General features: G+C 39.2%; 22 protein-coding genes and 1 tRNA gene. 13 read left to right on the forward strand and 10 right to left on the reverse strand.

Annotation, left to right across the window (positions count from 1 at the left end; genetic code table 11):
• Window position 1: 1 nt before the first annotated feature.
• The 4 genes from GD597_RS11755 to GD597_RS22080 form a co-directional block, all read right to left on the reverse strand.
• Window positions 2–967 (reverse strand): lysylphosphatidylglycerol synthase domain-containing protein, encoded by a 966-nt coding sequence (locus tag GD597_RS11755; RefSeq protein ID WP_171608052.1) that lies wholly within the window; start codon window positions 965–967, stop codon window positions 2–4.
• Window positions 968–1,215: 248 nt separating this feature from the next.
• Window positions 1,216–1,659 (reverse strand): DUF2721 domain-containing protein, encoded by a 444-nt coding sequence (locus GD597_RS11760; RefSeq protein WP_171608053.1) that lies wholly within the window; start codon window positions 1,657–1,659, stop codon window positions 1,216–1,218.
• A gap of 189 nt (window positions 1,660–1,848) precedes the next feature.
• Window positions 1,849–4,287, reverse strand: a complete 2,439-nt coding sequence (locus GD597_RS11765) for a TonB-dependent receptor (RefSeq protein WP_171608054.1) — start codon at window positions 4,285–4,287, stop codon at window positions 1,849–1,851.
• 12 nt (window positions 4,288–4,299) lie between these two features.
• The gene (locus GD597_RS22080; protein WP_262888855.1) at window positions 4,300–4,434 is read right to left on the reverse strand and encodes a hypothetical protein; all 135 of its coding nucleotides are present in this window, start codon (window positions 4,432–4,434) and stop codon (window positions 4,300–4,302) included.
• 114 nt (window positions 4,435–4,548) lie between these two features.
• On the opposite strand from GD597_RS22080, the gene GD597_RS11770 reads away from it, so the two are divergent.
• The 6 genes from GD597_RS11770 to GD597_RS11795 all read left to right on the forward strand — a co-directional run bounded on the left by GD597_RS11770 (window position 4,549) and on the right by GD597_RS11795 (window position 13,943).
• Window positions 4,549–5,130 (forward strand): RNA polymerase sigma factor, encoded by a 582-nt coding sequence (locus tag GD597_RS11770; protein WP_171608055.1) that lies wholly within the window; start codon window positions 4,549–4,551, stop codon window positions 5,128–5,130.
• A 39-nt stretch (window positions 5,131–5,169) separates the two neighbouring features.
• Window positions 5,170–6,729, forward strand: coding sequence for an outer membrane beta-barrel protein (locus tag GD597_RS11775; protein WP_171608056.1), 1,560 nt, complete (start codon window positions 5,170–5,172; stop codon window positions 6,727–6,729).
• Between the two features lie 200 nt (window positions 6,730–6,929).
• Window positions 6,930–7,505: a hypothetical protein gene (locus GD597_RS11780; protein ID WP_171608057.1), complete on the forward strand. Its 576-nt coding sequence runs from the start codon at window positions 6,930–6,932 to the stop codon at window positions 7,503–7,505.
• A gap of 14 nt (window positions 7,506–7,519) precedes the next feature.
• Window positions 7,520–9,322 (forward strand): excinuclease ABC subunit UvrC, encoded by a 1,803-nt coding sequence (gene uvrC, locus GD597_RS11785; protein ID WP_171608058.1) that lies wholly within the window; start codon window positions 7,520–7,522, stop codon window positions 9,320–9,322.
• 490 nt (window positions 9,323–9,812) lie between these two features.
• Window positions 9,813–11,117 carry a UDP-N-acetylglucosamine 1-carboxyvinyltransferase gene (murA, locus tag GD597_RS11790; RefSeq protein WP_171608059.1) on the forward strand — a complete coding sequence of 435 codons (1,305 nt, stop codon included), beginning with the start codon at window positions 9,813–9,815 and terminating at the stop codon, window positions 11,115–11,117.
• 144 nt (window positions 11,118–11,261) lie between these two features.
• On the forward strand, window positions 11,262–13,943 hold the full coding sequence (locus GD597_RS11795) for an alpha-L-rhamnosidase (RefSeq protein WP_171608060.1): 2,682 nt from the start codon (window positions 11,262–11,264) through the stop codon (window positions 13,941–13,943).
• Window positions 13,944–14,072: 129 nt separating this feature from the next.
• On the opposite strand, the gene GD597_RS11800 is transcribed toward GD597_RS11795, so the two are convergent.
• Window positions 14,073–14,143: transfer RNA gene (locus GD597_RS11800), tRNA-Gln, on the reverse strand.
• A gap of 287 nt (window positions 14,144–14,430) precedes the next feature.
• Between GD597_RS11800 and GD597_RS11805 the strand changes: the two genes are divergently transcribed.
• Window positions 14,431–16,458: a glycoside hydrolase family 65 protein gene (locus GD597_RS11805; protein WP_171608061.1), complete on the forward strand. Its 2,028-nt coding sequence runs from the start codon at window positions 14,431–14,433 to the stop codon at window positions 16,456–16,458.
• Between the two features lie 110 nt (window positions 16,459–16,568).
• Complete coding sequence (locus GD597_RS11810; RefSeq protein WP_171608062.1) at window positions 16,569–17,057, forward strand: GNAT family N-acetyltransferase; 489 nt, start codon at window positions 16,569–16,571, stop codon at window positions 17,055–17,057.
• A 115-nt stretch (window positions 17,058–17,172) separates the two neighbouring features.
• On the opposite strand, the gene GD597_RS11815 is transcribed toward GD597_RS11810, so the two are convergent.
• The 4 genes from GD597_RS11815 to GD597_RS11830 form a co-directional block, all read right to left on the reverse strand.
• Entirely contained in the window at window positions 17,173–17,772 is a 600-nt protein-coding gene (locus GD597_RS11815; protein WP_171608063.1) for a methyltransferase family protein, read from the reverse strand.
• Window positions 17,766–18,542 carry an NUDIX hydrolase gene (locus tag GD597_RS11820; RefSeq protein ID WP_216368574.1) on the reverse strand — a complete coding sequence of 259 codons (777 nt, stop codon included), beginning with the start codon at window positions 18,540–18,542 and terminating at the stop codon, window positions 17,766–17,768. Before GD597_RS11820 ends, GD597_RS11815 begins: the two co-directional genes overlap by 7 nt.
• Window positions 18,543–18,624: 82 nt before the next feature.
• A complete protein-coding gene (locus tag GD597_RS11825) occupies window positions 18,625–19,575 on the reverse strand; it encodes an NAD(P)H-dependent flavin oxidoreductase (protein ID WP_235954270.1) in 951 nt (316 codons plus the stop codon).
• A 173-nt stretch (window positions 19,576–19,748) separates the two neighbouring features.
• Window positions 19,749–20,741 (reverse strand): sugar phosphate nucleotidyltransferase, encoded by a 993-nt coding sequence (locus tag GD597_RS11830; protein ID WP_171608064.1) that lies wholly within the window; start codon window positions 20,739–20,741, stop codon window positions 19,749–19,751.
• A 360-nt stretch (window positions 20,742–21,101) separates the two neighbouring features.
• On the opposite strand from GD597_RS11830, the gene GD597_RS11835 reads away from it, so the two are divergent.
• The 5 genes from GD597_RS11835 (at window position 21,102) to GD597_RS11855 (ending at window position 24,762) form a co-directional block, all read left to right on the forward strand.
• Complete coding sequence (locus GD597_RS11835) at window positions 21,102–22,208, forward strand: sensor histidine kinase (protein ID WP_171608065.1); 1,107 nt, start codon at window positions 21,102–21,104, stop codon at window positions 22,206–22,208.
• Entirely contained in the window at window positions 22,205–22,897 is a 693-nt protein-coding gene (locus tag GD597_RS11840) for a LytR/AlgR family response regulator transcription factor (RefSeq protein ID WP_171608066.1), read from the forward strand. The genes GD597_RS11835 and GD597_RS11840 overlap by 4 nt, the downstream gene beginning before the upstream one ends.
• Before the next feature lie 110 nt (window positions 22,898–23,007).
• Window positions 23,008–23,361 (forward strand): hypothetical protein, encoded by a 354-nt coding sequence (locus GD597_RS11845; RefSeq protein ID WP_171608067.1) that lies wholly within the window; start codon window positions 23,008–23,010, stop codon window positions 23,359–23,361.
• Between the two features lie 26 nt (window positions 23,362–23,387).
• Window positions 23,388–24,119 carry an intradiol ring-cleavage dioxygenase gene (locus tag GD597_RS11850; RefSeq protein WP_171608068.1) on the forward strand — a complete coding sequence of 244 codons (732 nt, stop codon included), beginning with the start codon at window positions 23,388–23,390 and terminating at the stop codon, window positions 24,117–24,119.
• 115 nt (window positions 24,120–24,234) lie between these two features.
• Complete coding sequence (locus tag GD597_RS11855; RefSeq protein ID WP_171608069.1) at window positions 24,235–24,762, forward strand: hypothetical protein; 528 nt, start codon at window positions 24,235–24,237, stop codon at window positions 24,760–24,762.
• A 230-nt stretch (window positions 24,763–24,992) separates the two neighbouring features.
• Here the strand turns inward: GD597_RS11855 and GD597_RS11860 are convergent, their stop codons facing one another.
• A complete protein-coding gene (locus GD597_RS11860) occupies window positions 24,993–26,249 on the reverse strand; it encodes a pyridoxal phosphate-dependent aminotransferase (protein WP_171608070.1) in 1,257 nt (418 codons plus the stop codon).
• Window positions 26,250–26,352 lie beyond the last annotated feature (103 nt).

A 26,352-nucleotide genomic window follows, 5' to 3' on the forward strand; every position in this document is an offset into this window, starting at 1 on the left:
GTTATCTGTTTCTGAATAATTTAATACCTACCATAAACAAACTTCCTGCCACAGCTGGTAAAATAAGGTTTAGCATCCAAATTCCTGCCGTTGTTGCAACAATACCCAGCTTATTTACAGTTAATATGCCAAAAAGTTGCAAACCGGCTTCGCCCCTCATTCCAAGATCGGCAACGGGAATGGTGGGTAAAATTGCCAATACCAAAAAAAGCACACAAACTGTTGCTGCTGCATCTGCTAAGGGTAATTGCACATTAAAAATATGAAACATTACCAGGTACTGAACGACAAATACACAAAACCGTGTTGCGGATAGCAACAAAATTCTTGTTAAATCTTTGCTGCTAATGCTTTCCAGGTTTTCTATCATGAATTTATACCTATACACAAACGGTATTTTTTCTACCAAAAGTGTTAGCCAGCTTAACTTAAAGTATAAAAACAGCAAAAGCAAGGTGCCTACGGCAATTATAAATACAAGGCCATTTATTAAAAAAAAAGAAAGGCCCTCTAATACCGCAAGATGCTGCCAGGCATTTGCTTTTAAAAACAGTAAACCGGCCAAACCTGCAGCAAGTGTAATAGCCAGTTGCGCCATACTGCCTACTAAAGTTAGGGTAACAGATTTTAAACGTTTGCCTTCTTCCATATATACCAGCCTGCCTGCATAATCACCCAGGCCATTTGGTAAAAACAAGGATAGTGAAAGACCAGATAAAATGGCTCTGTAGGCCATATAAAAATTTACCGGTTGTATCCTGCGTACAAGTATCTGCCATTTTTTTGCTTCCAGCCCCCAGTTTAAAAACATTAATAATAATGAGGCTATAATAAGCCAGCCATTAGTGCCTTGTACTGCACCGTGTAGCATGTCTTTGGTTTGCTGTAAGCTGGTTTGGTTTTGTACTTTATAATAAATAGAGAAAGCCAGCACTATAAACAGTAAGGGTCCAATTACATAATTCAACCATATTTTGTAGCGCTTTTTCAGATATAATATTTTTTCAAACCTACGCCAAAACAGGCATTTACCGGTAATTACCTGAATGTTGATTGAAATAAAGCATATTAAAAGTGTTTTAAGTTATTGTGTAACCGGCAGATCAATGCTATTGGGCATTCTTGCGTCGCACACCTGTACTTTTGATATGTTATGCAGCAATAAGAACTTCGCAACAGCGGCAGCGTATAGTAAATATGCGATAGCATTCTTCATTAATCCCTGTCAAATTTCTTTTTAAGATATTCTACAATAGTAGGATCTTCCAGCCCTTCAATATCGCTTAGTTCCAGTTCAAGAGCCTTGGTACTTTGTATAATTTCCAACAATGAAATAATTAATGATAGCACAAAAGAAATAATTGATAATGCAAAAAATAAATGTGCCCATTGCATTTGATTTATATAAATAGTATACATGCTTATAATAGCCAGTAAAAAACTGGCTACGCCAAGAAACTGCATGTTCTTTATTAATTTAAGGCGGTACTTAAGGCTTTTTATTTGACCATGAATGATAATATTATTGGTTTCGCGGTTATACTTTTCGTGCAGGTTTCTAACCCTGCTGGCCAGTGCCAAAAAGCGGTTGGTATAAGCCAGCATTATTAAGCTGATGGCCGGAAATAATAATGCCGGTGTATTGATAGATATTTCCATACCTCAAACCTACACAAAATTTGTTGTTATTTTTGGTAGCCCAATCCCTTATTACCATTACTGATACTGGGTTTTATTGCTGCCATATAACCGGAACAATGAAGTGATTGCGACGCAAGAGGCGATGCCATGAAAATATTAGCTGGTATTATATAATGTTTTTGGTTATCTAAATTTTCAGGCTCTTCTTTACAATTTATAGGTAATGGGTACATTTATTTTAATACTGAAATTACGGCCCATGCCAAAAACGCCCTGGCGCCCCGTTGCATTATTAATGGCAGTATATTTTAACCGGCTAAGATGGCTTTGATAGGCCACATCGGTAATATTATTGGCATCGAGATGGATGCTAAACAGGCTTTTACCTTTTTTCGCAATGTCAGTACCTACGCCAATATTTATTAAATAATATCCATCTGTTGGGGTTTCGGTATTGAAGGCTGTAAATGCATTTTCCTGTTTAAAAGAAGCATCGCCGGTGATACCAAAATATAGGTTTTTTAGGGTATTGCCCTTGGCTAAAAAATTGCCTTTTAATTCTGATACCAGTCTGGCAGCAGGTATATTAGGTATGTTTTTGGTTCCATCAACTGGCTGGTTAAACTGTGCTCTTGTAAAGGAAAATGTGTTTTCGAAATGCAGCCAATCAAAAGGATGTGGGTGAATATCTACATGTAACTCCAATCCGTATAAATACGCATTTTTTTGGTCAAAGCGAAATACATATAAATCGTTTCCGCTTTCTTCGTCAACTAATATTGAGTCACCACCATTTGCAGCGGCTACTTTTTCGTAGAAAATAAAATTGGTAATATTATTATAGAATGCACTGGCGGTAAATGAAATATGCTTTGTAGCCAGTTCTATGCCTGCATCGGCCTGGGTACTAATTTCACTTTTTAGCAGGTTACTACCTACTTCGTACCGGTTGGTACCTTCGTGAGCGCCATTGCTGGCTAATTCTGCAAAATTGGGCGCCCTGAAACCGCGTGCAATATTGGCTTTAACAGTGAGTGCTTTTGTTGCCTGATAAGCAAGGCCTGCGCTGGCTGAAATATTGCCAAAATTGGTAGCAAATGCATCAAATTTTTGCAAGCCATCGCTAAACATTTCTTTGCCCTGAACATGACGGTTATCGAACCTTAGTCCACCGCTTAATGACCATTTATCTTTTGTGTATTGGGTAAATGCATATGCGCCTATATCAAAAAGATCGTAATCGGGAATAATTGATTCTTCTGCACGATTGGTGTTTGTTTGATACATGCCTGAAACTCCGATGGAAGTTTTTAAGTTTTTATTGGAGATAATATGGTATCTGAGTGCATAGCTCATGGTTTTTAGATCGAAATATGCAACGGGGATAGAAGTATTATCAGGGTTGCCAAATTCCCGGCGTTGATTTCTTTGCAAACCCAGTACCAGGTCCATTCTTTGTTTACCAATATTGAATGTGTTATCCGAAGTAATTTTTATATGGTTAATTTGTTGAAAGGGAACTAATGGTGTAATGGATTTAAAATCAGCATCGGTTGCCAGTGCATTATCTCCACCTGCAATTGGTTTAATAAATGCGCCGGATACTTCGTCTCTTTCACCCTCTACTATGCCCAAATGTTGGTTAAAACTGCTGAATAATAACCTGCTGCTTCCCCAACTGCCAGTATAGCCTAGCATGCCACCAAAATTTTTATTAAAGAATTTGGAGTTAAACACATAGCCATCGTACTTGTTTTTATAGTCGTGTGCGCCTTTATAATCCCCATATGCATTCCAGCTAAAACCATTTTTGGTACCGGCTATATTGGCAAAAAAACCTCTTAAACCACTATTGCTTTGGAATTCACTTTGCACATTAATTTTTAGGTTGCCTTCGGGAGCCGGTAGTTGAGATTGGATATTTACTACACCTGCAATAGCATCACTTCCATACATTAAGGAAGCGGGGCCTTTTAAAACCTCGGCACGTTGTACAGAATAATCGTCAATTTCAATACCATGTTCATCGCCCCATTGCTGCCCTTCCTGTCTAACACCGTCATTTACAATCACTACGCGGTTATATCCTAAACCCCGTATAAACGGTTTTGAAATGGCGGGACCTGTTGTTAACACAGATAAACCAGGTACAGATTTAGATAAAGCATCCATGATATTTGAGGAGGTAATATGCAGAAGGTCATCATGCTTTACTACGCTTACTGGTTGTGGGTTTTGTTTAATACGTGTAGCAAAAGATACACCTGTAACAGTAACGGCCTCCTGTTCCACAATGGAAGCAGTTAATACATAATCATGCTTTGATATTCCCTCAATATCAATGTTTTCTATTATGGTAGCATAGCCCTGGAATGAAATTTCTACGAGATAATGTCCTGAATTAATTCCCTGTATTTTAAAATATCCTGCTTTATCTGCAATAGCTCCCTTCTTTACATCTGGCAGAAAAATGGTTGCACCAGCTAATGGTGTTTTGTCTTTGGCATCTGTAACAATACCTTCCAGGCTTGAATTTAAAACGTTTGGCCATACCTGGACTTTATTATCTTCCATTTTATTTTGTGCCATTAACTCACTAAGTGAAAGGCAAATGCCAATGCATACAAGGAAAGTCAGCTTTTTCATAATGTATTTTTGTTACAACGTTGCAAAAATAGCATGACCATGATTTAATTCAGGCAGAAATCGAGATTTTAACAAATTTGTGGCAATTGCAAAATCCTTATTAGCAATTGATGGGGATGATTGTACACCACCTGGATTTTTCTTCATATAAACTGATTTACTGAAAAGGAAATTGTTTTTTAAAAAATGGAATAGTTGCTATACAAAGCAGCATTGTAATATTTTTTTTGTCTACATTTATGGGTAATATTATTTACCTGCATGACTGAACAAGCTTTATTGGTAGGATGCTTGCAAAATGAGCCTTCTTCGCAAAGAGAACTGTATAACAGATATAGCCCAAAAATGCTGGCTGTATGTTACCGGTTTGCCCAAAGCCGTGAAGATGCGGAGGACATGTTGCAGGAAGGCTTCATCAAAGTATTCACCCAAATACATACTTTTCAAAACAAAGGTTCTTTTGAAGGTTGGATAAGGAGGATTATTGTACATACCTGTATAAATTTTTTAAAGAAATATAAAAAATTTACTGAAAGTCTGGATATAGCCTATGCAGGATATATTCCGGTTAAAGAAGAAACATTACCTTCTTTAATGCAGGCAAAACAGGTAGTAGAATGTATTAGGCTTTTGCCGGTTGGTTATAAAACAGTGTTGAACCTGTATGCCATTGAAGGCTATAATCATAAAGAAATTGCTGAAATGCTGGAAATTGAAGAAAGTACCAGCAGAAGCCAATATACAAGGGCTAAGGTAATGTTAGAGAACATTTTAATTAAAAAGCGGATACTCGAAAAACCCGGAGAAGAACGGGGTTGGATACCTGCTTTTAAGCATAAGTAACAAAAATAGCAATCAAAAACTAACTACCTGCAGTAATGTATGGGTAACAGGTTGTACCATAATGATTTTGAAAAATACCTCAAAGACGAAGCAGACGACTTTCGTATGTATCCGTCTGAACAGTTATGGGGGAATATTCAACAGGAAATACACGGTCATCAAAAATGGCCTGCATTAACTGTTATTTCTATTTTCATTATTTCTGCCCTGGTAGTTGGAACAGTTTTATTAAAACCGCATACCGAAATTGGTTTTAATACTCCAAAATCAAATAATACTACTGCTGTTGCTACTCTTTTAACCGACCATAAAAAGCCTAAATCCAATACAAAAATTTCAGGCAGTGCTATGTTGGCCAGGTTTACCAATAGGGCGGTAGCTACCCCTTTAGTAGAAACTTACAAAGAAGAACAGTCACCGGCAACAACTGTTGAAATATTAACTTCATTTGGCCAAATTACAAGTAATACCATTACTTCAGCCACACCAATTGTTGATCAAACACAGGAACAGCTTATTGCTTTACAAAATAATACGGCTGCATCCCTTACCAATGTAAACGATGCTGCGCAGCCAACCCTTATTGCATCTTTAAACACAGAAAAGGCCAATAATAATAAATTAAACAATTTTGTTACTACCGCTTATGCGTTTAACCGCGATTTTGTAAACAGGGTAATTGAACAAAAAAGCAATCATAAATTTTATGGCAGCACACATTTGCCTGCTAATTTTTCTTCATTGTTAGCTACTTATTCAGCAAAATCTGGTGGGGCGCAAATCGATCCAACACTTAATATTATTAAGATGGATAAAAGCGAACGTGATGCCAAAGAAAGGTCTCCTTTATCCAAAATCAGGGGTCGTTCATCAAAATTGGATTTTCAGTTTTTCATAACGCCTTCTATTAGTTACAGAAGATTGGTGGATAATGCAAATGGTGAGTTAACCAAATCCTATGTAACAGCATTACCATTAGAGGCCAATTATGTGGTGGATGTAAATAATGTAATTCAACACAGGCCCGCCACCGGATACGAAGTTGGCTTTACCCTGGGGTATAATATCAATAATAAATTTGCTATACGAAGCGGTTTACAGTTTAATATGAGGCAATACAATATTAATGCTTATGTACATAGTACAGAACCTGCCAGTATTGCTTTGGTTAACAGAGACGCCAATAATATCATCAATACTGTATCTGCATTTAGAAACAATCCCGGTAGCGATCCAGTTGTTTTAAAGAATAGGTATTATGAAATTAGTATGCCAATTGGAGTAGACTGGCGCCCTGTTAATAATAAAATTTCATGGGGCATTGCTGCAGCCATTCAGCCTACTTATTCTTTTGATAAAGAGCCATTTATTATTACTTCTAATTATAAAAATTATGCTGATGGTTCAGTGCTTATGCGCAACTGGAATGTAAATGCCAACGTAGAAACCTATATAGGTTATAATGCCGGCAAATACAGATGGCAATTGGGTCCACAGGTGCGTTACCAGGCATTACCCACTATGTCTTCTTCCTATCCCATCAAAGAATACCTGATAGATTATGGTATTAAACTAAGCCTTATCAAATCGCTTAGATAGTTTGTTTTCCTGGCTCATTTAATTTCTGAAACCTGAAGAGTGCGACGCAAGCGGCGATGCTATTTAATTTATTGCCCGGTTCAACAAAATCAAAATAAATGTTAGAGAAAAAAATATTAGCCAGGCAATAAAACCTGTATCAGGCTTTACTTGCGTCGCACTCTTGTGCAGCATATCTTTACGCTGCAAAATGCAGTAGTATGGTGAACAAAAAAATATGTGGTGCCCTAATATGTAATGCCTTATTATGGTATGGATGTAATTCTTCCTCAACAGTCAATTCTGAAAAAGATACAACGGTTTTTTATCCTATACAGCAATATTTTAATAATGAATTAAAGGGGATAGACAGTAGTTATGCCATTACTGTTGTGCATACCAATGAGCAGGGTAAAAAAGATACTGCCAATATTAGTAAAACAAGCCTGCAATTAATGGCACAACCTTTTTTGCAGGCCAATATTAGTGATGTGACCGTAAAAAAATACTATACCGAAAGTAGTTTTTACGATGAAACCACCAACAGTTACACTTTTAGCTATACCACTTCAAATAAAGAGTTGCCTGTTCAAAGAGTAGATGTATTGCTTGATACGCTTTCGCAACAGGTAAAAAGGGTATTTATTTCTACTTATACTACCTCAGACAGTGAAACAATTATTCGGCAATCTGGCTGGAAAACGGGGAACAGTTTTTTTATAAATGCAGTTAAACAACCAAAAGCCGGCAAAGAGCAAACAGAACAATTAGCTGTTGAATGGAAACCTAATAATTAATTTCGCCTTTAATTATGACAGCAGCACAATACCAGCAATTGGCACATACTATTCCCGTGCAGCCGGGCATTTATAAATACTTTGATGTATACAATGAATTATTGTATGTTGGCAAGGCAAAAAATCTGCGTAAAAGAACAGCTTCTTATTTTTCTAAAACATTTACCAGCTATAAAACGCACGAACTGGTACAACGTATTAACCGCATAGAATTTACCATAGTTAACTCTGAGCAGGATGCTTTCTTATTGGAGAATGCATTAATAAAAGAATATCAGCCCAGATTCAATATTAATTTAAAAGACGATAAAAGTTATCCCTATATTGTTATAAAAAAAGAACCATTTCCCCGCATTTTTTTAACGAGAAGGAAAATAAACGATGGCTCAGAATACCTGGGGCCATTTACATCCAGCGGCAAGGTAAGGGAGCTGATAAGTTTTATAAAACAGTTTATTCCATTACGCACCTGCAAACTACCCTTAAGCAAACAAAATATTGATAAACATAAATTCAAAGTTTGTCTGGAATACCATTTGGGTAATTGTAAGGGCCCTTGCGAAGCCCTGCAAACAGCCGACGATTATGCTGATGGAATACAGCAAATAAAGCAAATGCTTAAAGGCAACCTGGTGCCGGTAATACAACATTATAAAAAAGAAATGGCCGCTTTTGCCATGAATCTGCAGTTTGAAAAAGCCGCCAGCATCAAAGCAAAATTGGAGTACCTGGAAACATATCAGGCAAAATCGGTTATAGTAAATAAGCACCTGTCTAATATTGATGTATTCTCTATATTAAAAGATGATGACGTTGCTTTTGTAAACTACCTGATGGTACAAAACGGCACCATTGTACAAACACATACCACCGAAGTAGAAACCAAGCTTGATGAAACCGAAGAAGAAGTATTAAGCTTTGTGATAGCCAATTTACGCGAAACATTTAACAGCCTTGCCAACGAAATAATTGTGCCTTTTACCATTGAGTACCCCGATGAAAGTGTTACTGTAACTATACCCAAGGGGGGTGAAAAAATTAAATTGCTCGAACTATCGCAAAAAAATGTAGACTACTTTAAAGCCGAGATTAAAAAGAAGAAAACATTGCAATTGGAAGGTAAATCCGATATGCAAAAAAAGCAGGTACTGTATCATTTACAGCAGGAATTACAGTTGCAGGAACTACCTGTACATATTGAGTGTTTTGACAACTCTAATTTTCAGGGAAGCTATCCAGTATCGGCCATGGTGTGTTTTAGGGATGGCATACCCAGCAAAAAAGATTACCGGCACTATAATGTAAAAACAGTGGAAGGCATTAACGATTTTGCTACCATGAAAGAAGTGGTTTACAGGCGTTATAAAAGACTTTTAGCCGAAAATGAGCCTCTGCCACAACTGGTAATTATTGACGGTGGTAAAGGCCAATTAGGTGCAGCTATGGAAAGTATTATCGAACTGGGTCTGGTAGGTAAACTTACCGTAGCAGGCCTGGCTAAAAACGAGGAAGAATTATTTTTTCCCGGCGATTCACAATCTATAAAGCTGGATATGAATGGCGATAGTTTAAAACTAATCCGTTATGTGCGTGATGAAGTACACCGGTTTGGTATTACTTTCCATCGTAACAAACGCTCTAAAGGCACTTTTACCAATGAACTGGAACAAATTAAAGGAATAGGAAAAAATACCGCCACGCAGTTACTAAAAACATTTAAATCGGTAAAAACAATTGCTACCAAAAGCGAGGATGAAATAGCTGCCATCATTGGCAAATCAAAAGCTGTATTGGTGTTTAAACACTTCCAAAAATAAAAAGGGGCCCGGATGAACATCCAACCCCGTTTTAAAATCCAATATCCTATGAAAAACCATGGTAAAATTAATGCTTTAATTAACTTATGCAATACTTTTTAGAAATTAGTTGAAAATATTCTTCGATTTAACCCATACTTAAGCCATTTTAACCATTTCCTTTTACACAATTATGACAATTGAACTATTTAAAGTACAGGTAAATTGTTTTTTTGGCTATTAGCCCCGCTTTTTACCCATAAATTGGGCCCATTTGCGTCGCACTCTTGTACGTTCCGATTCTTAATTCGGCTTTTTTGAACAGGTCTTGACCCGATTGGTTGCCTGTTTTGATGCCGTACAAGTGTGCGACGCAAGTAAAGCTGCATAAGCAACAAAATGACTGTCCCAAAATATTATTACTAAAAATGCATGCCGGCAAGGTAAATAGATAAGGCTTCGTTATTTTCGTTACATTAACTGTTTATAATAACCTGTTTAACTTACATATATGTCTTCATTCGAAGTTAGGGGCGGCAAAAAATTACGCGGCGAAATTGTGCCTCAAGGCGCTAAAAACGAAGCACTGCAAATTATTTCGGCCGTATTGCTTACGCCAGAACCAGTAACGGTAAGCAATATCCCCGATATACTTGACGTAAACCTGTTAATTGAATTATTAATGGAACTGGGCGTTAAAGTACAGCGCCCCAGCCGCGATACCTGTATTTTTCAGGCAGATGATGTGGATGTAGATTTTCTATCCTCAGAAGATTTTAGAAAGAAAAGTGGTCGGCTGCGTGGTTCGGTTATGATTGCAGGGCCCATGTTATCCCGTTTTAGAAAGGCCTATATTCCAAAACCAGGTGGAGATAAAATTGGCCGCCGCCGGTTAGATACACATATAATAGGCTTTGAGAAATTAGGTGCCCGCTTTGAGTTTGACGACCAGCACCATTTCTTTCAGCTGGTAGCACCTCAACTTACAGGCACCTATATGTTGCTGGATGAACCATCTGTAACCGGTACTGCCAATATTGTAATGGCAGCGGTAATGGCAAAGGGTACAACTACTATTTATAATGCTGCCTGCGAACCATACCTGCAGCAATTATGTAAAATGCTTAACCGAATGGGGGCAAAAATAAGTGGCGTGGGCAGTAACCTGCTTATTATTGAAGGTGTTGACTATTTGGGAGGCACCGAACACCGTATGCTACCCGATATGATTGAAGTGGGTAGTTTTATAGGCATGGCGGCAATGACACAAAGTGAAATTACCATTAAGAATGCGGGTATTGCCCATTTAGGTATGATACCGGATAAATTTCAACAGCTGGGCATTAAAATGGAATTTAGGGGGGATGATATTTTTATACCGGAACAGGATCATTATGAAATAAACACTTATCTGGATGGCGGTATTTTAACCATTGCCGATCATCCCTGGCCAGGTTTAACACCAGATTTGCTGAGCATTGTAATAGTAGTAGCCACACAGGCGGTGGGTAGTGTATTGGTACACCAGAAAATGTTTGAAAGCCGCTTGTTTTTTACTGATAAGCTAATTGATATGGGCGCTCAAATTATTCTTTGCGATCCCCACCGTGCTACCGTAATTGGTCTTGGCCGCCGTAATCAACTACGTGGAATTACTATGAGTAGCCCGGATATACGTGCAGGGCAGGCATTGTTAATTGCTGCGTTAAGCGCCGAAGGTAAAAGCACCATTCAAAACATAGAACAGATTGACCGCGGTTACCAATATATTGATGAAAGACTTAGACAATTGGGTGCCGATATTAAGCGGGTTTAAGTAAAATAAAACTTGTATAAGCTCCTGCAAAGGAGCTTTTTTATTTGCATTTATCATCCGAAATTATCATCCTGTAATCAACTGGTTATTTTAGATTAAGGGTGTTTTCTTTTTTATCTATCTTGTTATTTAAAGCCATATCCAATGCGTATTCGTAACAATGTATTTCCTGTTTTTATTTGTTTGCTTTTTGCCGGTAATCTTACTGCGCAAAATATATGTATACCAACCCACTTACAATGCGAACATATGATATCGCCATTGGGTATAGATGCTACACAGCCCCGGTTGGCATGGCAATTAAGCGATAGCAGGCAAGGCGCTTTTCAATCGGCGTATCAAATATTGGTAGGCACTGATTCTTTGGCCATAAGCCTTGCAAAAGCTAATTTTTGGCAAACTGCTAAAATTAATGGTGATGCGCAGCTGGCTTATTATAAAGGCAAACCACTATTGCCTTTTACAAAATATTTCTGGGCAGTGCGGGTGTGGGATAAAAATGGCCTTCCTTCCTTATCGCCCATTGCTCATTTTGAAACGGGTATGATGCAAATGCAAAACTGGAAGGGCGCATGGATACATGATACAAGGGATATTCACCTTCAACCCGCCCCTTATTTCAGGAAAGCATTTGAGGTACAAAAGAAAATAGTAGCGGCAAGGGCCTATATTGCAGTAGCAGGTTTGTACGAATTATACATCAATGGAGAGCGCATTGGCGATCACCGCCTCGATCCCATGTATACCCGTTTCGACAGACGAACTTTATATGTTACCTATGATGTTACTGCACAATTGCAGACAGGCAAAAATGCCATCGGTGTATTGCTGGGGAATGGCTGGTATAATCATCAATCCACCGCCGTATGGTATTTTCATGAAGCACCATGGCGGGCAAGGCCCTCTTTTTGCATGGATCTTCGTATTACCTATAGTGATGGTACCCAGGAAACCATTGCTTCCGGTAAAGACTGGAAAACCACACTAAGCCCCGTAATTTTTAATAGTATTTATACTGCCGAGCATTATGATGCCCGTAAAGAAATACCGCATTGGAACGAACCTGATTTTACAGATACTGCCTGGCAGGAAGTAGATTATTGTGCTATACCATCGCCACAGATTGTTGCACAGGTATTGCAACCTATTCGAAATGTAGAAGCCTTAGCTGCCGCTGGTATGCAAAAAGTAAATGATTCATTGTATGTGTTTAACCTGGGCAGAAACATTGCCGGCGTTAGTAGTATTACGGTAAGTGGCGAAGCCGGAACTATATTGCGCCTAAAACATGGGGAACGCCTGTATACAAACGGACTCGTAGATATTTCCAATATAGATGCGCATTATCGCCCTACAGATGATACTGATCCCTTTCAAACAGATATATATATTTTAAAAGGGGGTGGAAAAGAAACTTTTATGCCGCATTTTAACTATAAAGGTTTTCAGTATGTAGAGTTGAGCAGTAGCAAGCCTATTGCAATTACAAAAGAAAATCTTACCGGCTATTTTATGCATAGCGATGTGGAGCCTGTTGGTAATATACATTCAGACAATAATACCATTAATAAAATCTGGAGCGCTACTAATTATTCTTATTTATCCAATTTATTTGGCTATCCAACGGATTGTCCCCAACGCGAAAAAAATGGCTGGACCGGCGATGGGCAAATAGCAGTGGAAACAGGGCTTTACAATTTTGATGGTATTACCATTTATGAAAAATGGATGGCCGACCATCGCGATGAACAACAACCCAATGGCGTTTTACCCTCAATTGTTCCAACTGGTGGCTGGGGATATGAGTGGGCAAATGGGCCCGATTGGACAAGCACCATTGCCATTATTCCATGGAACCTTTATATGTTTTATGGCGATAGTAAGGCATTATTAGATTGCTATGATAATATAAAACACTATGTAGATTACATTAATTACCATTACCCTACTGGCCTTACCACATGGGGCCTGGGCGATTGGATACCTGTTAAATCTCAGGCGCCTGTAGAGCTTACTTCTACAGCTTATTATTATGCTGATGCTACCATTTTGGCAAATGCCGCAAAGCTGTTTAATAAAACAAACGATTACCTAAAATATTCCGCTCTGGCAGTTAATATTAAAACGGCTTTCAATGAAAAATATTTAAATAAAAACACCGGCATTTATGGTACAGGTTTGCAAACGGAATTATGCGTACCACTTTTCTGGGGGCTTGTGCCTGAGGAAATGAAGTCCAAAGTTGCCGCCAACCTGGCCAGCCGTATAATAGCCGATAGTGTAAAGCTGGATGTTGGTTTGCTGGGCACCAAAGCCATATTAAATGCCCTTAGCGAAAATGGATACGCCGATCTTGCTTATCAGCTGGCAGCCAATGAAACCTACCCTTCCTGGGGTTGGTGGATAAAAAACGGCGCTACCACCCTATACGAAAACTGGCCCATTGATGCCAAAAGCGATATTTCTATGAACCATATTATGTTTGGAGAAATTGGCGCCTGGATGTATAAGGCACTAGGTGGTATAAAACCCGATGCCGCTGCACCCGGCTTTAAGCATATTTTGTTGCAACCATATTTTGCAAAAGGGCTAAACCAGTTTAGTGCCAGCCACCAGGGGCCATTTGGTAATATCACCTCGGCATGGCAACGTAAGGGTAGTGGCATTGATTATACTATTACCATTCCACCCAATAGTAATGCCACCGTAAAATTGGTTGTACCCGCAGGGCAATCTCTTTTTAAAAATGGCGTACAGCAAACAATTACAGGTAATTCGTTTACTCAGTTGGTAAATGCGGGTACCTATCAATTTCAAATAAAATAATATTTAGCCGGCAGAAGAAATAATGGCATCGTTCCTTGTGTCACTCACTTGTACTGCATAACAAATGGGGGCAATAGAGAATACTATAACTGGCAATAAAAAAGGCTGCTCAAATGAACAGCCTTTTTGTTACCCGACCTGGATTCGAACCAAGACAAGCAGAACCAGAATCTGCGGTACTACCATTATACTATCGGGCAAAATGTAAACGCCAATTGCTTTTACGGGGTGCAAATATAGCTACAAGCACCAAAGCGCAAACTATTTGTTTTTAATTTACAGGTGCTGTATATGCCTAAACGCCTGATGCTTAATATACTGCAGTACAAGAGTGCGACGCAAGCGGTGTTTAATAATACCCACCACAGCCCGGTACAAAATGCATTTGGTTTTGGTACCCCATTTTAACCAAAGATAAAATGATAGAACAACCGGCTGTTGCACTATATCCACTAAATTAGCAGTTCACGATGCTAAATTTTGCACTATGAAAAAAATACTGCTTGTTGTTTTGGTTTGTGCGGGTATTATACCAACTATAGCACAAAGCCCATGGATAATAAAAGCCGATAAAATTGATCCATCTAATTATTATGGAATTACGGTAGCCAATGGTATGATTGGTATTGTATCTTCTCCCGAACCATTTAAAGTAAAAGATGTGGTTTTGGCCGGCGCCTACGACCAGTATGGTCGCGGCCGTGTGAGTAATTTTTTACGCAGTTTTAACCTGCTAAATATGACATTGGATATTGACGGCCATAATATGAATGCCGCAACAGTTAACGGTTTTAGCCAGCAGCTGGATATGCAACATGCTTCCTTTACCAGCAGTTTTGATTATTTGGATAAAGCCACTGTAAAATATACTTATTACTCTCTAAGACAATTGCCTTTTACTGTATTAATGGATGTGGAAATTACCGCCAAAAAAGATATTGCCATTAATACAGCCAGTGTAATGGAAGCACCTGATGCATTGCGGGATGTACAGAATTATTATAATGAAATTGACAGGCCGCATGTGGTTATAAGCCTGCTTACATCCAGTGCCAAAAGTCCAACGGGCAAATTGCTGATGTGTGCTTCCAATACCTTTTTGTTTAGTGAACCACATGGTAGCGAGCCAAGGGTAATACATGAAATGTGGGATAATAACCGCCACCTGATGAAATTTAGCCGCAGCATTAAGGCCGGCGAAACCTATCGTTTTTCTATTACAGGCTCATCTATTACATCTGCCCAGCATGATGACCCTTTGAATGAAGCAGAACGTATGACCATTTTTGCCAAACTGGAAGGCCGCAACAGGTTGATACAATTTCACAACCAGGCCTGGGATGCCCTTTGGAAAAGCGATATTACCATCGATGGCGATGCACAGGCTCAGCAGGATGTGCATAGTATGATGTACCATTTATATTCTTTTACACGCGAAGGAACGGCCTATTCTTTATCACCCATGGGTTTAAGCGGTCTGGGGTATAATGGCCATGTTTTTTGGGATACTGATCTATGGATGTTCCCTGCCTTACTGGTTTTGCACCCCGAGTTGGCCAAAAGCCTGGTAGAATATCGTTATCAGCGTCTGGAAGCTGCCCGGCGCAATGCTTTTTCTCATGGCTTCAAGGGTGCGATGTTCCCATGGGAGAGTGCTGAAACAGGTGTGGAAGAAACCCCCGTTTGGGCACTTAGCGGACCATTTGAACACCATATTACCGCCGATGTAGCTTTGGCCGCATGGAATTACTATTGTGTAACCCAGGATAAAAACTGGCTGAAAGAAAAAGGATGGCCCCTAATATCTGCCACTGCCGATTTTTGGGCCAGCCGCGTAGAAAGAAATGGCCCCGGTAAATTTGATATTAAGAACGTAGTAGCCGCCGATGAATGGGCCGAAAACGTTGACAATAATGCCTTTACTAATGCGGCTGCCAAAGCCAATTTAATGGCTGCCACTGCGGCTGCCACTATTTTAGGCATTACACCAAATGCCGATTGGCAATATGTAGCCAATAATATTCCCATACTTAAAATGGACAACGGTGTAACCCGTGAACATGCCAGCTATAATGGCGAGGGCATTAAACAGGGCGATGTAAACCTGCTGGCTTATCCACTAAAAGAAATAACAGATGCAGCACAAATAAAAAAAGACCTGGATTATTATGCTGTACGAGTGCCCAACGAGGGTACTCCCGCCATGACCCAGGCTATTTTTGCTTTGCTTTATTCCCGACTGGGCGATGCAGACAAGGCAGCCCATTTTTTTAAAGATGCCTATATACCCAATCTTAACCCGCCATTTAGGGTTATTGCAGAAACCAAGGGTGGTACCAACCCATATTTTGCTACTGGTGCCGGCGGTATTTTGCAGGCAGTGCTGATGGGTTTTGGCGGACTGGAAATTACACCCAAAGGCTTAACCCAAATAAAAGCTACTTTGCCTGCCGGCTGGAAATCTGTAACGCTTACCGGTATTGGTGTAGAAAAGAAAACTTATACTGTAAAATAAAAAACACAAACAGCAATTGTTTAGCAGGCTATGGTAATGCTATGCAGCTGCTGTTGTGTCACTCACTTGTACGTTCAAACCAATATGCACCAAAGCAAAAATTTATAAAAGTGATACGCAAAGGCACCCTCAGCGATTTTGATTTTTTTTATGGCTTGTATATGCATCCGCAGGTAAACCCATACCTGTTATACGAAATGATGGATGAACCAACATTTAGACCCATATTTGAAGCATTGACACAACAAGGTGTATTATATGTTTTTGAGGTGGATGGTAAACCGGTTGGCATGAGTAAACTGGTGCCCATGCAACATCGCAATAGCCATATAGTTTATTTGGGTGGGGTAGCTATAGATCCTGCAGCAGGTGGTAAGGGTTATGGGGCTATCATGTTACAAAAAGTAATAGATTATGCAGTAACAATGGGCTTTTTGCGCATAGAACTTAGTGTTGCCATTAGTAACAAAAGAGCAATTAGTTTGTATCAGAAATTGGGATTTGTGCAGGAAGGTTTATTTAAGAAATTTAGTTATTTGAAAAGTGAAAATATTTATCTGGACGAAATTTTTATGGCCTGGATAAAAGACGAAAATTAGTATTTGCAATAGCTGCATCCTGTTTTTTTGCTGCCCTATTTGTTGCCGTACAAGAGTGCGACGCAAGGATGCTTAATTAGTGTTTGAAAGTTGGTTAAACAATTATATCTGCTGTTTAATTTTTCCCTAGAAAAGGGAATAATCTGGGTACATGGGCTTTGTATTGCAGATATTCCTTACCATAAACTGCTATCAGTTTTTGCTCCTCAAAGAAAGTGCCTGTATAAGTGTAAACATGAATACAAATACAAGTAATAAGATTGGCGGTATTGGGTTGCCAGCAGAAAAAACTCCACAGAAATATCAGTGTGCCTGTATAGAGGGGGTGGCGCACAAAACGGTGCAAACCGGTAACCTGTAAAGGGTAAAAAATATCTTTTTTTAGTGCTGCATTAATACCACTTAAATCCAGAAAATAATTTTTTGCAGTAACCACCATTATAATGCCACCAACCAAAAATAATATTGCTGCCATAATAATTTGCAGTAATGGTGGTTGCCATAAATTTTTGCTTTGAATGCTAAAATGATAGGCCAGAATTACTATTAATAAAACTGTATTTATTAGAGAATACAATAAGCGGTAAAAATGTGCATGGCTTTTTAATAAAGGTAAAATAACCAACTTGCATTTGGTGGTAGCAAACAGGCTGTGTACAATGCCAAATAACAGCCAAAGCAATACCAGCCAGATATAGGGTAATACATTTACCATGCGCTTTGGAAGCCATCTTTAAGTGCAGTGCTATACTTTTTTAAATCGAAGGAATAAAGGTAAGGGGCTTTATGTGCTACGCCTTCTCTGCGTTGCTTTAATCGTTTCAAAATATCATAAGAAAGCATTTTGCGTTGAAAATTTCTTCTGTCCAACTTTTTGCCCAGTATGGTTTCGTATAATTTTTGCAATTCGGGCATGGTAAATTTTTCGGGTAACAAATTGTATCCTACGGGTTCGTAGCGCAAATGGGTACGTAGGGTTAATAGGGCCTGCTGTACTATTTGTCCATGATCCATTGCCATGGTTGGCAGGCAGTCAATATCGTGCCATTCAAACTCCTCTGAGAAAATATCGTGTGAGGCGTTTACTGTTTTAAAATCTACCAGTGCATAGTAACCCACTGTAAGAAAACGCTGCAGCAGCCAGTTATTGGGTTTGGCTTTTATTTGTAAGTTATCAAAAGCTATTTTGGTAATATTGTTATCGCAGCGGTTGGCATTGCCAAAAATGTAAAATTGCTGTAGAAATATGTCGTGCAGACCGGTACGTTCCTGTAATATTCTTTGAGCAGCGGCGTCTATATCTTCTTCTTTATAAATAAAGCCTGCAGGCAGTCCCCAGCCATGGTAGTTTACTACTTTTAGTAATAACACTTTAAGCTGGTTATCATGAAAGCCAAAAATTACGCAATCAATAGAAACAGAGGGTACAAAATATTTTCCGCCATTGAGGCGAAATTCATTTACAGATTTAAATTCGGGCATCATCGTTAAATATCTTGAAAAATAAGGAGCTTAAGTGATATTTCCAACTGAATTGTGTGTATGGCATTATAATGTTTTAGGTGTGTTAAACATTATAAAAAGGCTGTTGTTGTGCCAGTAAAAATTCCTGCCATATTTCCTGCACAATTTCTGAGGCAGGTTGGATGGTATTTATCAGTGCACTTACCTGGCCTATTTCCAGTTCGCCCTCATCCATATCGCCTTCGAACATACCTTTTTTGGCACGGCCGCGGCCCAGTAATGCATTTAATTCTTCGGCACTTGCCCCGTTTAATTCTGCCTGTTTAATAGCTGCATAGAAATTGTTTTTTAACAGGCGAACGGGTACTGTTTTTTTCATGCTTAGCATGGTATCTCCTTCCTGTGCAGCCAAAACTGCTTCTTTAAAATGAATATGTGAGGATGCTTCGTTGCTGCAAACAAAGCGGCTGCCTATCTGTACTGCTTCGGCGCCTAGTACCATGGTGGCCAGCATTTGCCTGCCTGTAGCAATACCGCCTGCTGCTATAACGGGTATGTTTACAGCTGCCCTTACTGCCGGAATTAATACCAACGTAGTGGTTTCTTCCCTTCCATTATGGCCGCCGGCTTCAAAGCCCTCTGCCACTACAGCATCGCAACCTGCCTGCTGGGCTTTTATGGCAAATTTGCTGCTGCTTACCACATGCACCACGGTAATGCCATGTTGCTTTAACAGGGAGGTCCAGGTATTTGGGTTGCCTGCGGATGTAAAAACGATGGGCACTTTTTCTTCAATAATGATATCTATATGCTGCTGTATATTGGGATATAGTAAGGGAATATTTACACCAAAGGGTTTGGTGGTACTGGCTTTACATTGTTGAATATGTTGCCTTAACACATCCGGATACATGCTGCCGCTGCCTATTAGTCCGAGGCCACCTGCATTGCTTACTGCGCTGGCCAATTGCCAGCCGCTTGCCCAGACCATACCTGCCTGTATGATGGGTTTTTCTATGTTGAATAAATGGGTAATTCTGTTTGCAAACATCATACTATAAAAGTAAGGATTGTAAATTATGTAGGGTTGATTTAGGTGTTTGCTATCCTTGTAATTATAGTGATTCCGAAATGACTTTTCTGCTGCATGTTGTGATGCTGCACAAGAGTGCGACGCAACGAATGCCTTATGCTTAGATTGCTGCCGGGCCCATAATGGCTTTAGGATTATCCAAAATCAATTTCGGTATTATCGCCAATGTTTAGGCTACGGCTGAGGCCTTTTACGCTGGCATCGCTGCCAATGAGTGAATTGTCTAACACTACTTCGTAGAGGTTGGTGTATGAGCCGATGATACTATCGCGAACAATGCTATGTTGTACGGTGGTATTGGCACCTATGGCTACGTGGGGGCCGATGATGGCGTTTTTTAATACACAGCCAGGGCCGATGCTTACCGGGGAAACGATGATGGAGTTTTCGGCAACTACCGACTCGTGTATGGTGCCGCCAAATTTTTTGAGGAGGGTGGCATTGCTTTCGAGCAGGGAATCTTTTTTACCGCAATCGAACCAGTTTTTAACCTTGAACGATTTAAACATGGCGCCACGTTTAATCATGCAGTCCAGCGCATCTGTAAGGCTGTATTCGCCATAGGTTTTTATATCCTGTTTAAACAGGTGCAGCAGGCATTCGAATAAGAAATGGGTTTCTTTTATTTTGTATAAGCCAACCAGGGCCATATTGCTTTTAGGAATGGAAGGTTTTTCTACCACATGGGTTACAAAACCTTCATCGTCTATTTCTGCAACGCCAAAAGTGCGGGGATCGTCAACTTTTTTTACGCCCAGCATGCTGTAGGGGCTGGCCATTACTTCTTTAATATCGTACTCGCAAATGGTATCTCCCAGCACCACAAAAACTTCATCGTTGTTTACAATGTTTTTGGTAAGTTCTATGGCGTGACCGGTGCCATGCCTTTCGGTTTGAAATACAAAATGGCAGGTAAGATGGGGATAGGTTTGTTTAACGTAATCCTGAATTTTTTCGCCTAAGTATCCAACAATAAAAATAAATTCTGTTATATCGGCCGCATGTAACTGGTCTACAATAAAACTAAGAATGGTTTTACCAGCAATTGGAATTAAAGCTTTTGGTTGTGTGTAGGTGTGTGGCCTTAGTTTGGCCCCTGCACCTGCAACAGGAATAATTGCTTTCATCTGGAAAGTTGTTTAATACACAAATCGCACAGTGTCAATTCTACACATTATCGGGACGTGAAAGTAGTAAAAACTATTTTACGCCACGTATTAGTTACCGCGATATGGATTAAGGCTGGGTTAAAAATGAGGTTAGCATATGGTTATACTGTTTATTTTTTAATAAAAGGCTGAGAAATTGTTTTGATATTATTTTGGCTACTGTATTTATGCTAACAAATAGTTTGTTGATTTAATATATTGTTAGTAAGGCCTGTTTATTGTTTGTTAGGTTTAGTTTATACCTTGAAATTATTGGTTTCTGCCTCAAATATGCTCGTATTTAGCGAATGGCTTTGTTTAGCTTATATTTTTGCATTGATGAAAAAGGGGAAACTGCCGATATTGATTCATGTTACCAGCTGCATTACTTTTTTATGTTTGCCCATTTTAGTGGCACCTGATTTTCCAAGATCGGCAGACATATTGCATAGCATTCCTACTCAGGAACGAATGCTGGCTTACCTGTTATTGATAGGCTATTTTTATTTGAATTATTTTGTTTTAATCCCAAAACTATACAATATAAGGCGGTTTAGGTTATTTGGATTGTTAACTGTTTTGTGCTTTGTTCTGGTATCTGTAGTACCTGCCGCTATAATATCTCATAGTTATCTGAAAGGTACTGCACCAGCTAATATGCCATTAATGGGAGAGCAGGGAAAAAAAGATCTGCCACCGGATTGGTTGGAAAACCCTCCAACAGCTCCCAATCCGCAAAGAATGCCACCGCCATATAATGATGATTTGGGTTTAATGATAACCCAATATTTGTTTATTTTTTTAGCGGTAGCTTTTTTTTCGGGAGTGCTAAATATAAATAACCGTTTAAAAGACACTGAAGCAAAGAAATTTCAGGCAGAATTAATGTACCTGAAATCGCAAATTAATCCACATTTTTTGTTTAATACACTGAATAGCATTTACTCTTTGGCCATAGAAAAATCGGATAATACCCCGATTGCGATTGTAAAGCTTTCTGAAATGATGCGGTATGTATTAAATGAAGCAGAAACAGATTTTGTACCATTGGAAAAAGAGTTGGCATACATATCCAATTATATCGCATTACAAAAGATACGGTTTGAAGATGCTGTAAAGATTAATTTTAGGGTCGAGGGAAGTTTGCAGGGGAAAAAGATTGCACCCTTGGTAATAATACCGTTTATAGAGAATGCTTTTAAATATGGGGTAAATGCAGAAGATGATGCCGTTATTGATATAGTTATACAGCAACAGCAACAGGCTTTGCATTTAATGGTGTTAAACAAAAAAGTAATTATTCAAAAATCCGGGCAGGAACGCACCGGGCTTGGTATACAAAATACCCGTGACCGCCTGGCTTTGCTTTACCCGGGAGCACATGTATTAACAATAGAGAATAATTCTGCTGAATTTATTGTTCATTTAACTATACAGTTACAATGATAAAAGCAATTGCTATAGACGACGAAATACCAGCATTAAAAGTGCTGGAAAATTTTTGCGCCAGAACTGAACATATTCAATTGGACAAAGTGTTTAATAAACCTGTTGAAGCATTAAAGCACTTGCGTAAATTTCCCGTTGATTTGTTGTTTCTTGATATTAATATGCCGTCCATTACAGGTATTGAATTGTATAAAGCCATAGAGCAAAAAACAATGGTGATTTTTACCACCGCCTACAGCGAGTATGCCGTAGAAGGTTTTAATTTGAATGCATTGGATTATTTGCTGAAGCCCTTTACATATGAACGTTTTACACAGGCCATGCAAAAAGCGGCAGATAATTATAGTATACAACATGCAATAGAAAGCAAAGAACAAACCTACCTGCTTGTAAGAGCCGATTATAGCCTTATTAAAATTAATACTGCCGACATTTTGTTTATTGAGGGGCTTGACGATTACCTAAAAATTCACCTGCTTAACCAGAAGCCACTGGTAGCAAGAATGACGATGAAAGCCATGCAACTAAAACTGTCTCCCAAAGATTTTTTTCGTATACACCGCTCCTATATTATAGCCATAAAGCATGTGCAACAGGTTAAAAACCGTACAATAACCATTGCAGGAGATGAAATACCAATAGGTGCCAGTTATGAAGAAGCATTCTTGGATTTCTTTAACAAATAAGTTAACAACCTCAAAAAATACCTTCTTAATCGCAAGTATTTTATCAGCTAAATTTTAGATGGAACATTTGTAATGTAGTTATTCCATTTATCACCTGGTAAAATACAAACATGAGAAAATCACTCTTTCTGGGCCTTGCAACAGTAGCAGCATTTGTAGGCTGTAATAAAACTGTTACCAGCACAACAACCGTGTATACTGTAGATTGCAGCGGTACTGCAAAATCCTACGCAACTGATGTAGCACCTTTAATACAAACCTATTGCGCAACCAATTCCAATTGCCATGCTGCAGGCAGTACAGAAGGCCCCGGCGCGTTAACCACTTATACCCAGGTATATAACGATAGAAACAGCATTCGCTCAGAAATATACAGTGGTGGCATGCCAGAGGGAACCACTCTTACCGCTGAACAAAAAAATGCCATCATTTGCTGGATAGATAACGGCGCCTCCAACAATTAATTCAATCACCAATTAAACACAATACAATGGAAAGAAAAGATTTTTTAAGAAACAGTTTTGGTATTATTGGTATTGGTGCTGCTTTAGCACAATCCTGTAAAAAAGAGGTAACAGATGCTACTACATCTACTACAGATACCACCACAACTGATGGCTGTACTTTGGCACCTACCGAGGTGGAAGGCCCATACCCCTATGTAGACGGGGAAATTAATAATCCTTTATTAAGAAGCGATGTTACTGCCGGACAAACAGGCTTACCCCTTAGCTTAACCTTTAATGTAGTAAACACCAATAGTAGTTGTGCAGTTGTTGCAGGTGCAAGGGTAGATATCTGGCATTGCAATAAAGATGGTTACTACTCAGGTTATGGCAACCAAACCGGAGGTGTATTGGGTACCAAAAGTTATGTTGGCGAAACCTGGCTGCGTGGCTATCAAATTGCGGATGCTAATGGCCAGGTAATATTTAATACCATTTATCCGGGTTGGTACCAGGGCCGTGCTACACATATTCACATAGAAATATTTGTAAATAGTGTGCTTAAAAAAACCACGCAAATTACTTTTCCGGAAACAATCTCAGATGCGGTGCATGTTTCATCTCTGTATGCGGCGCACGGTGTAAATACAATGCGCAATGCAAGTGATAATATTTTTGGCAATTCCGCTACAGATTTGGCAAATGAAACAGTGACTTTAACAGGCGATATTACCAATGGCTATGCCGGCACTTTTACACTGGGTATTGCACTGTAAACTAAATGTTTTTTTTACCCGGCGCCAGATATAGTATGGCATCTTTACTTGCGTCGCACACTTGTACACCCGGTTTTAAGGCAACAATAAATGTTTAATACACTAAAAAAATCTTATGCAAAAGTCAATCATACAGGTAACATACAGGCATACTATAGACTATACAACTGCCACAGGTATAGAACGTAATATACTGGAAGCTACTTATAAGGAGTATCTGTTAAAATCACAGGCCTACAATACTACAGGCGAGTATACCAGTTTTACAGCGCTGAAAAAAGCAGATGGAAGGGCCAATTCGCTACATTATAAAACCGGGTTTGCTGCCGATTTTTTTATTGCGGGTTTTAAAAACCAGATGCCCTATTTACAGGATGTACATGGTGTGCCCATCGTTTTTGAAAAATACAGGTTTGAGCTAATTGAATCTGATATTAACGATATACAAAAACACAAAGTAGCCATTTATTTTATCACCGGAAATTGCACCTGCTTTGCAGTAATTGCCAATCATTTATTGTTGGCCTATGGTAGCCATGTTGGTGATAATGGTCCGGTAGAAACATTTATGGTGCCCTTACAACCGGGTGTTAATATCAGCAGTGTTCAATTGCTGGAAGTAAATAGTTTTTCATTAAGGTAAATATGGTTTTTTTGCTAAAAGGCTACCTTTTTAAGGGTGGCCTTTCTTTGTTTTATAAACAAAAACACCAGTTATTTTATATAAAAAATAGGTAAATAAATAAACACCCAATTGCCCAATAGCATTAGTACAGCACAAGAGTGCGACGCAAGCGGTGCTGATGGCTTTTGTATAGCCGGGTAAATAAATATTGCCTTTTAAAAAACGGCAGCCAAAAAATGAAAATGTACTTATTCCAATTGTGCCAATGCAGCTTCCAACTGATCGAACATGGGGGCTATATGTTGTAATTGGCAGGTGCCTACGCTTAAACGGTACCAGGGTGATTGATCATCATCTCCAAAAGCATAAAACGGCACAACAGCCAATTTGGCCTGATCTAAAATATAGGAGGTTACATCAGCCTGCGTTTGCAGGGGTGTGCCATTAAAGCTTTTTCCGGTAAGGTCTAGTTTTATGGTTAAATAAATGGCAGCCTGTGGTATTATGGCATCTACGGCAAAGCCTTTTTGTTTTAGCGCTGTAAAGCCATTGTAAATACTTACCAGCCTTTGTTCCAGAGCCGCTTTAAACTGATTTATGAAGTGGTTTACCAGGGCGGTTTGGCCAAGGTATTGTGCTACGGCTTTTTGCTCGGCCATGGGCGCCCATGCCCCAATATGGCTAAGCAATGCTTTCATTTTACCAATGATGTCTGCCGGCCCTAGCGACCAACCCACCCGCACACCGGTTGCTGCAAAAGCTTTTGAAATACCATCAATAAAAATGGTATACTCTTTCATGGCAGGCTTTAATGCAATGGGGTTATGATGCTGGGTAATACCGTGTGTAAGTGTAAAATACATTTGATCGAACATGAGATATACTTTCTTCTCATCCGAACCGCGTTTATTATTTTCATCCAGTATTATCTGGCAAATTTTTTCGAGCTCATTTTTAGGTAAAGTAGTGCCTGTTGGGTTTTGTGGTGTACAAAGGCAAACCAATACCGCATTATGAATATTGGCAGCAATATCTGCTGCCGATGGCATAAAATTGTTTTGTGGCGTAGTAGCAATAACACAATGTTCTGCGCCATTCATTGTGCAGTAGTGATTATTGTTCCAGGAGGGTACGGCATAAATTACTTTATCCCCGGGGTCTACTATGGCTTTAAAGAGTGTGTAAATAAGAGGCCTGCCACCAGAGGCAATTAATATTTCGTTCAGGTTATAGTCTATTTGCTCCCGCTCCAAAATAAAAGATTTTACTGCTGCCCTTAGCTCTTGCAAACCATCAGCGGGGGGATAATTGGTATAATGATTTTTATAGGCATTGGTAATAAGTTCTTCCAACTCTTGTGGTATAGGGAAAACAGCGGGATCAAAATCTCCGATAGTAAAATTATAGATATGCTCACCCCTGCTTTTGCGTTCATTAATTTCATTGCCCAGGCGTACAATTTCTGAACCTTTTAATGTGGATGAAAGTTGGCTAAGTTTTCTCATAGTGTTTGCTTGCGGTTAACAATAGGGTGGATGATAGTTTTTGTTATTTCAAAAATACGGGAAAACTTCATGTTCGGATGTAGCATAAGGTGCTATATATCAA

Origin of the sequence: Limnovirga soli (genome assembly GCF_013106755.1) — a bacterium.
Classification (GTDB): domain Bacteria; phylum Bacteroidota; class Bacteroidia; order Chitinophagales; family Chitinophagaceae; genus Limnovirga; species Limnovirga soli.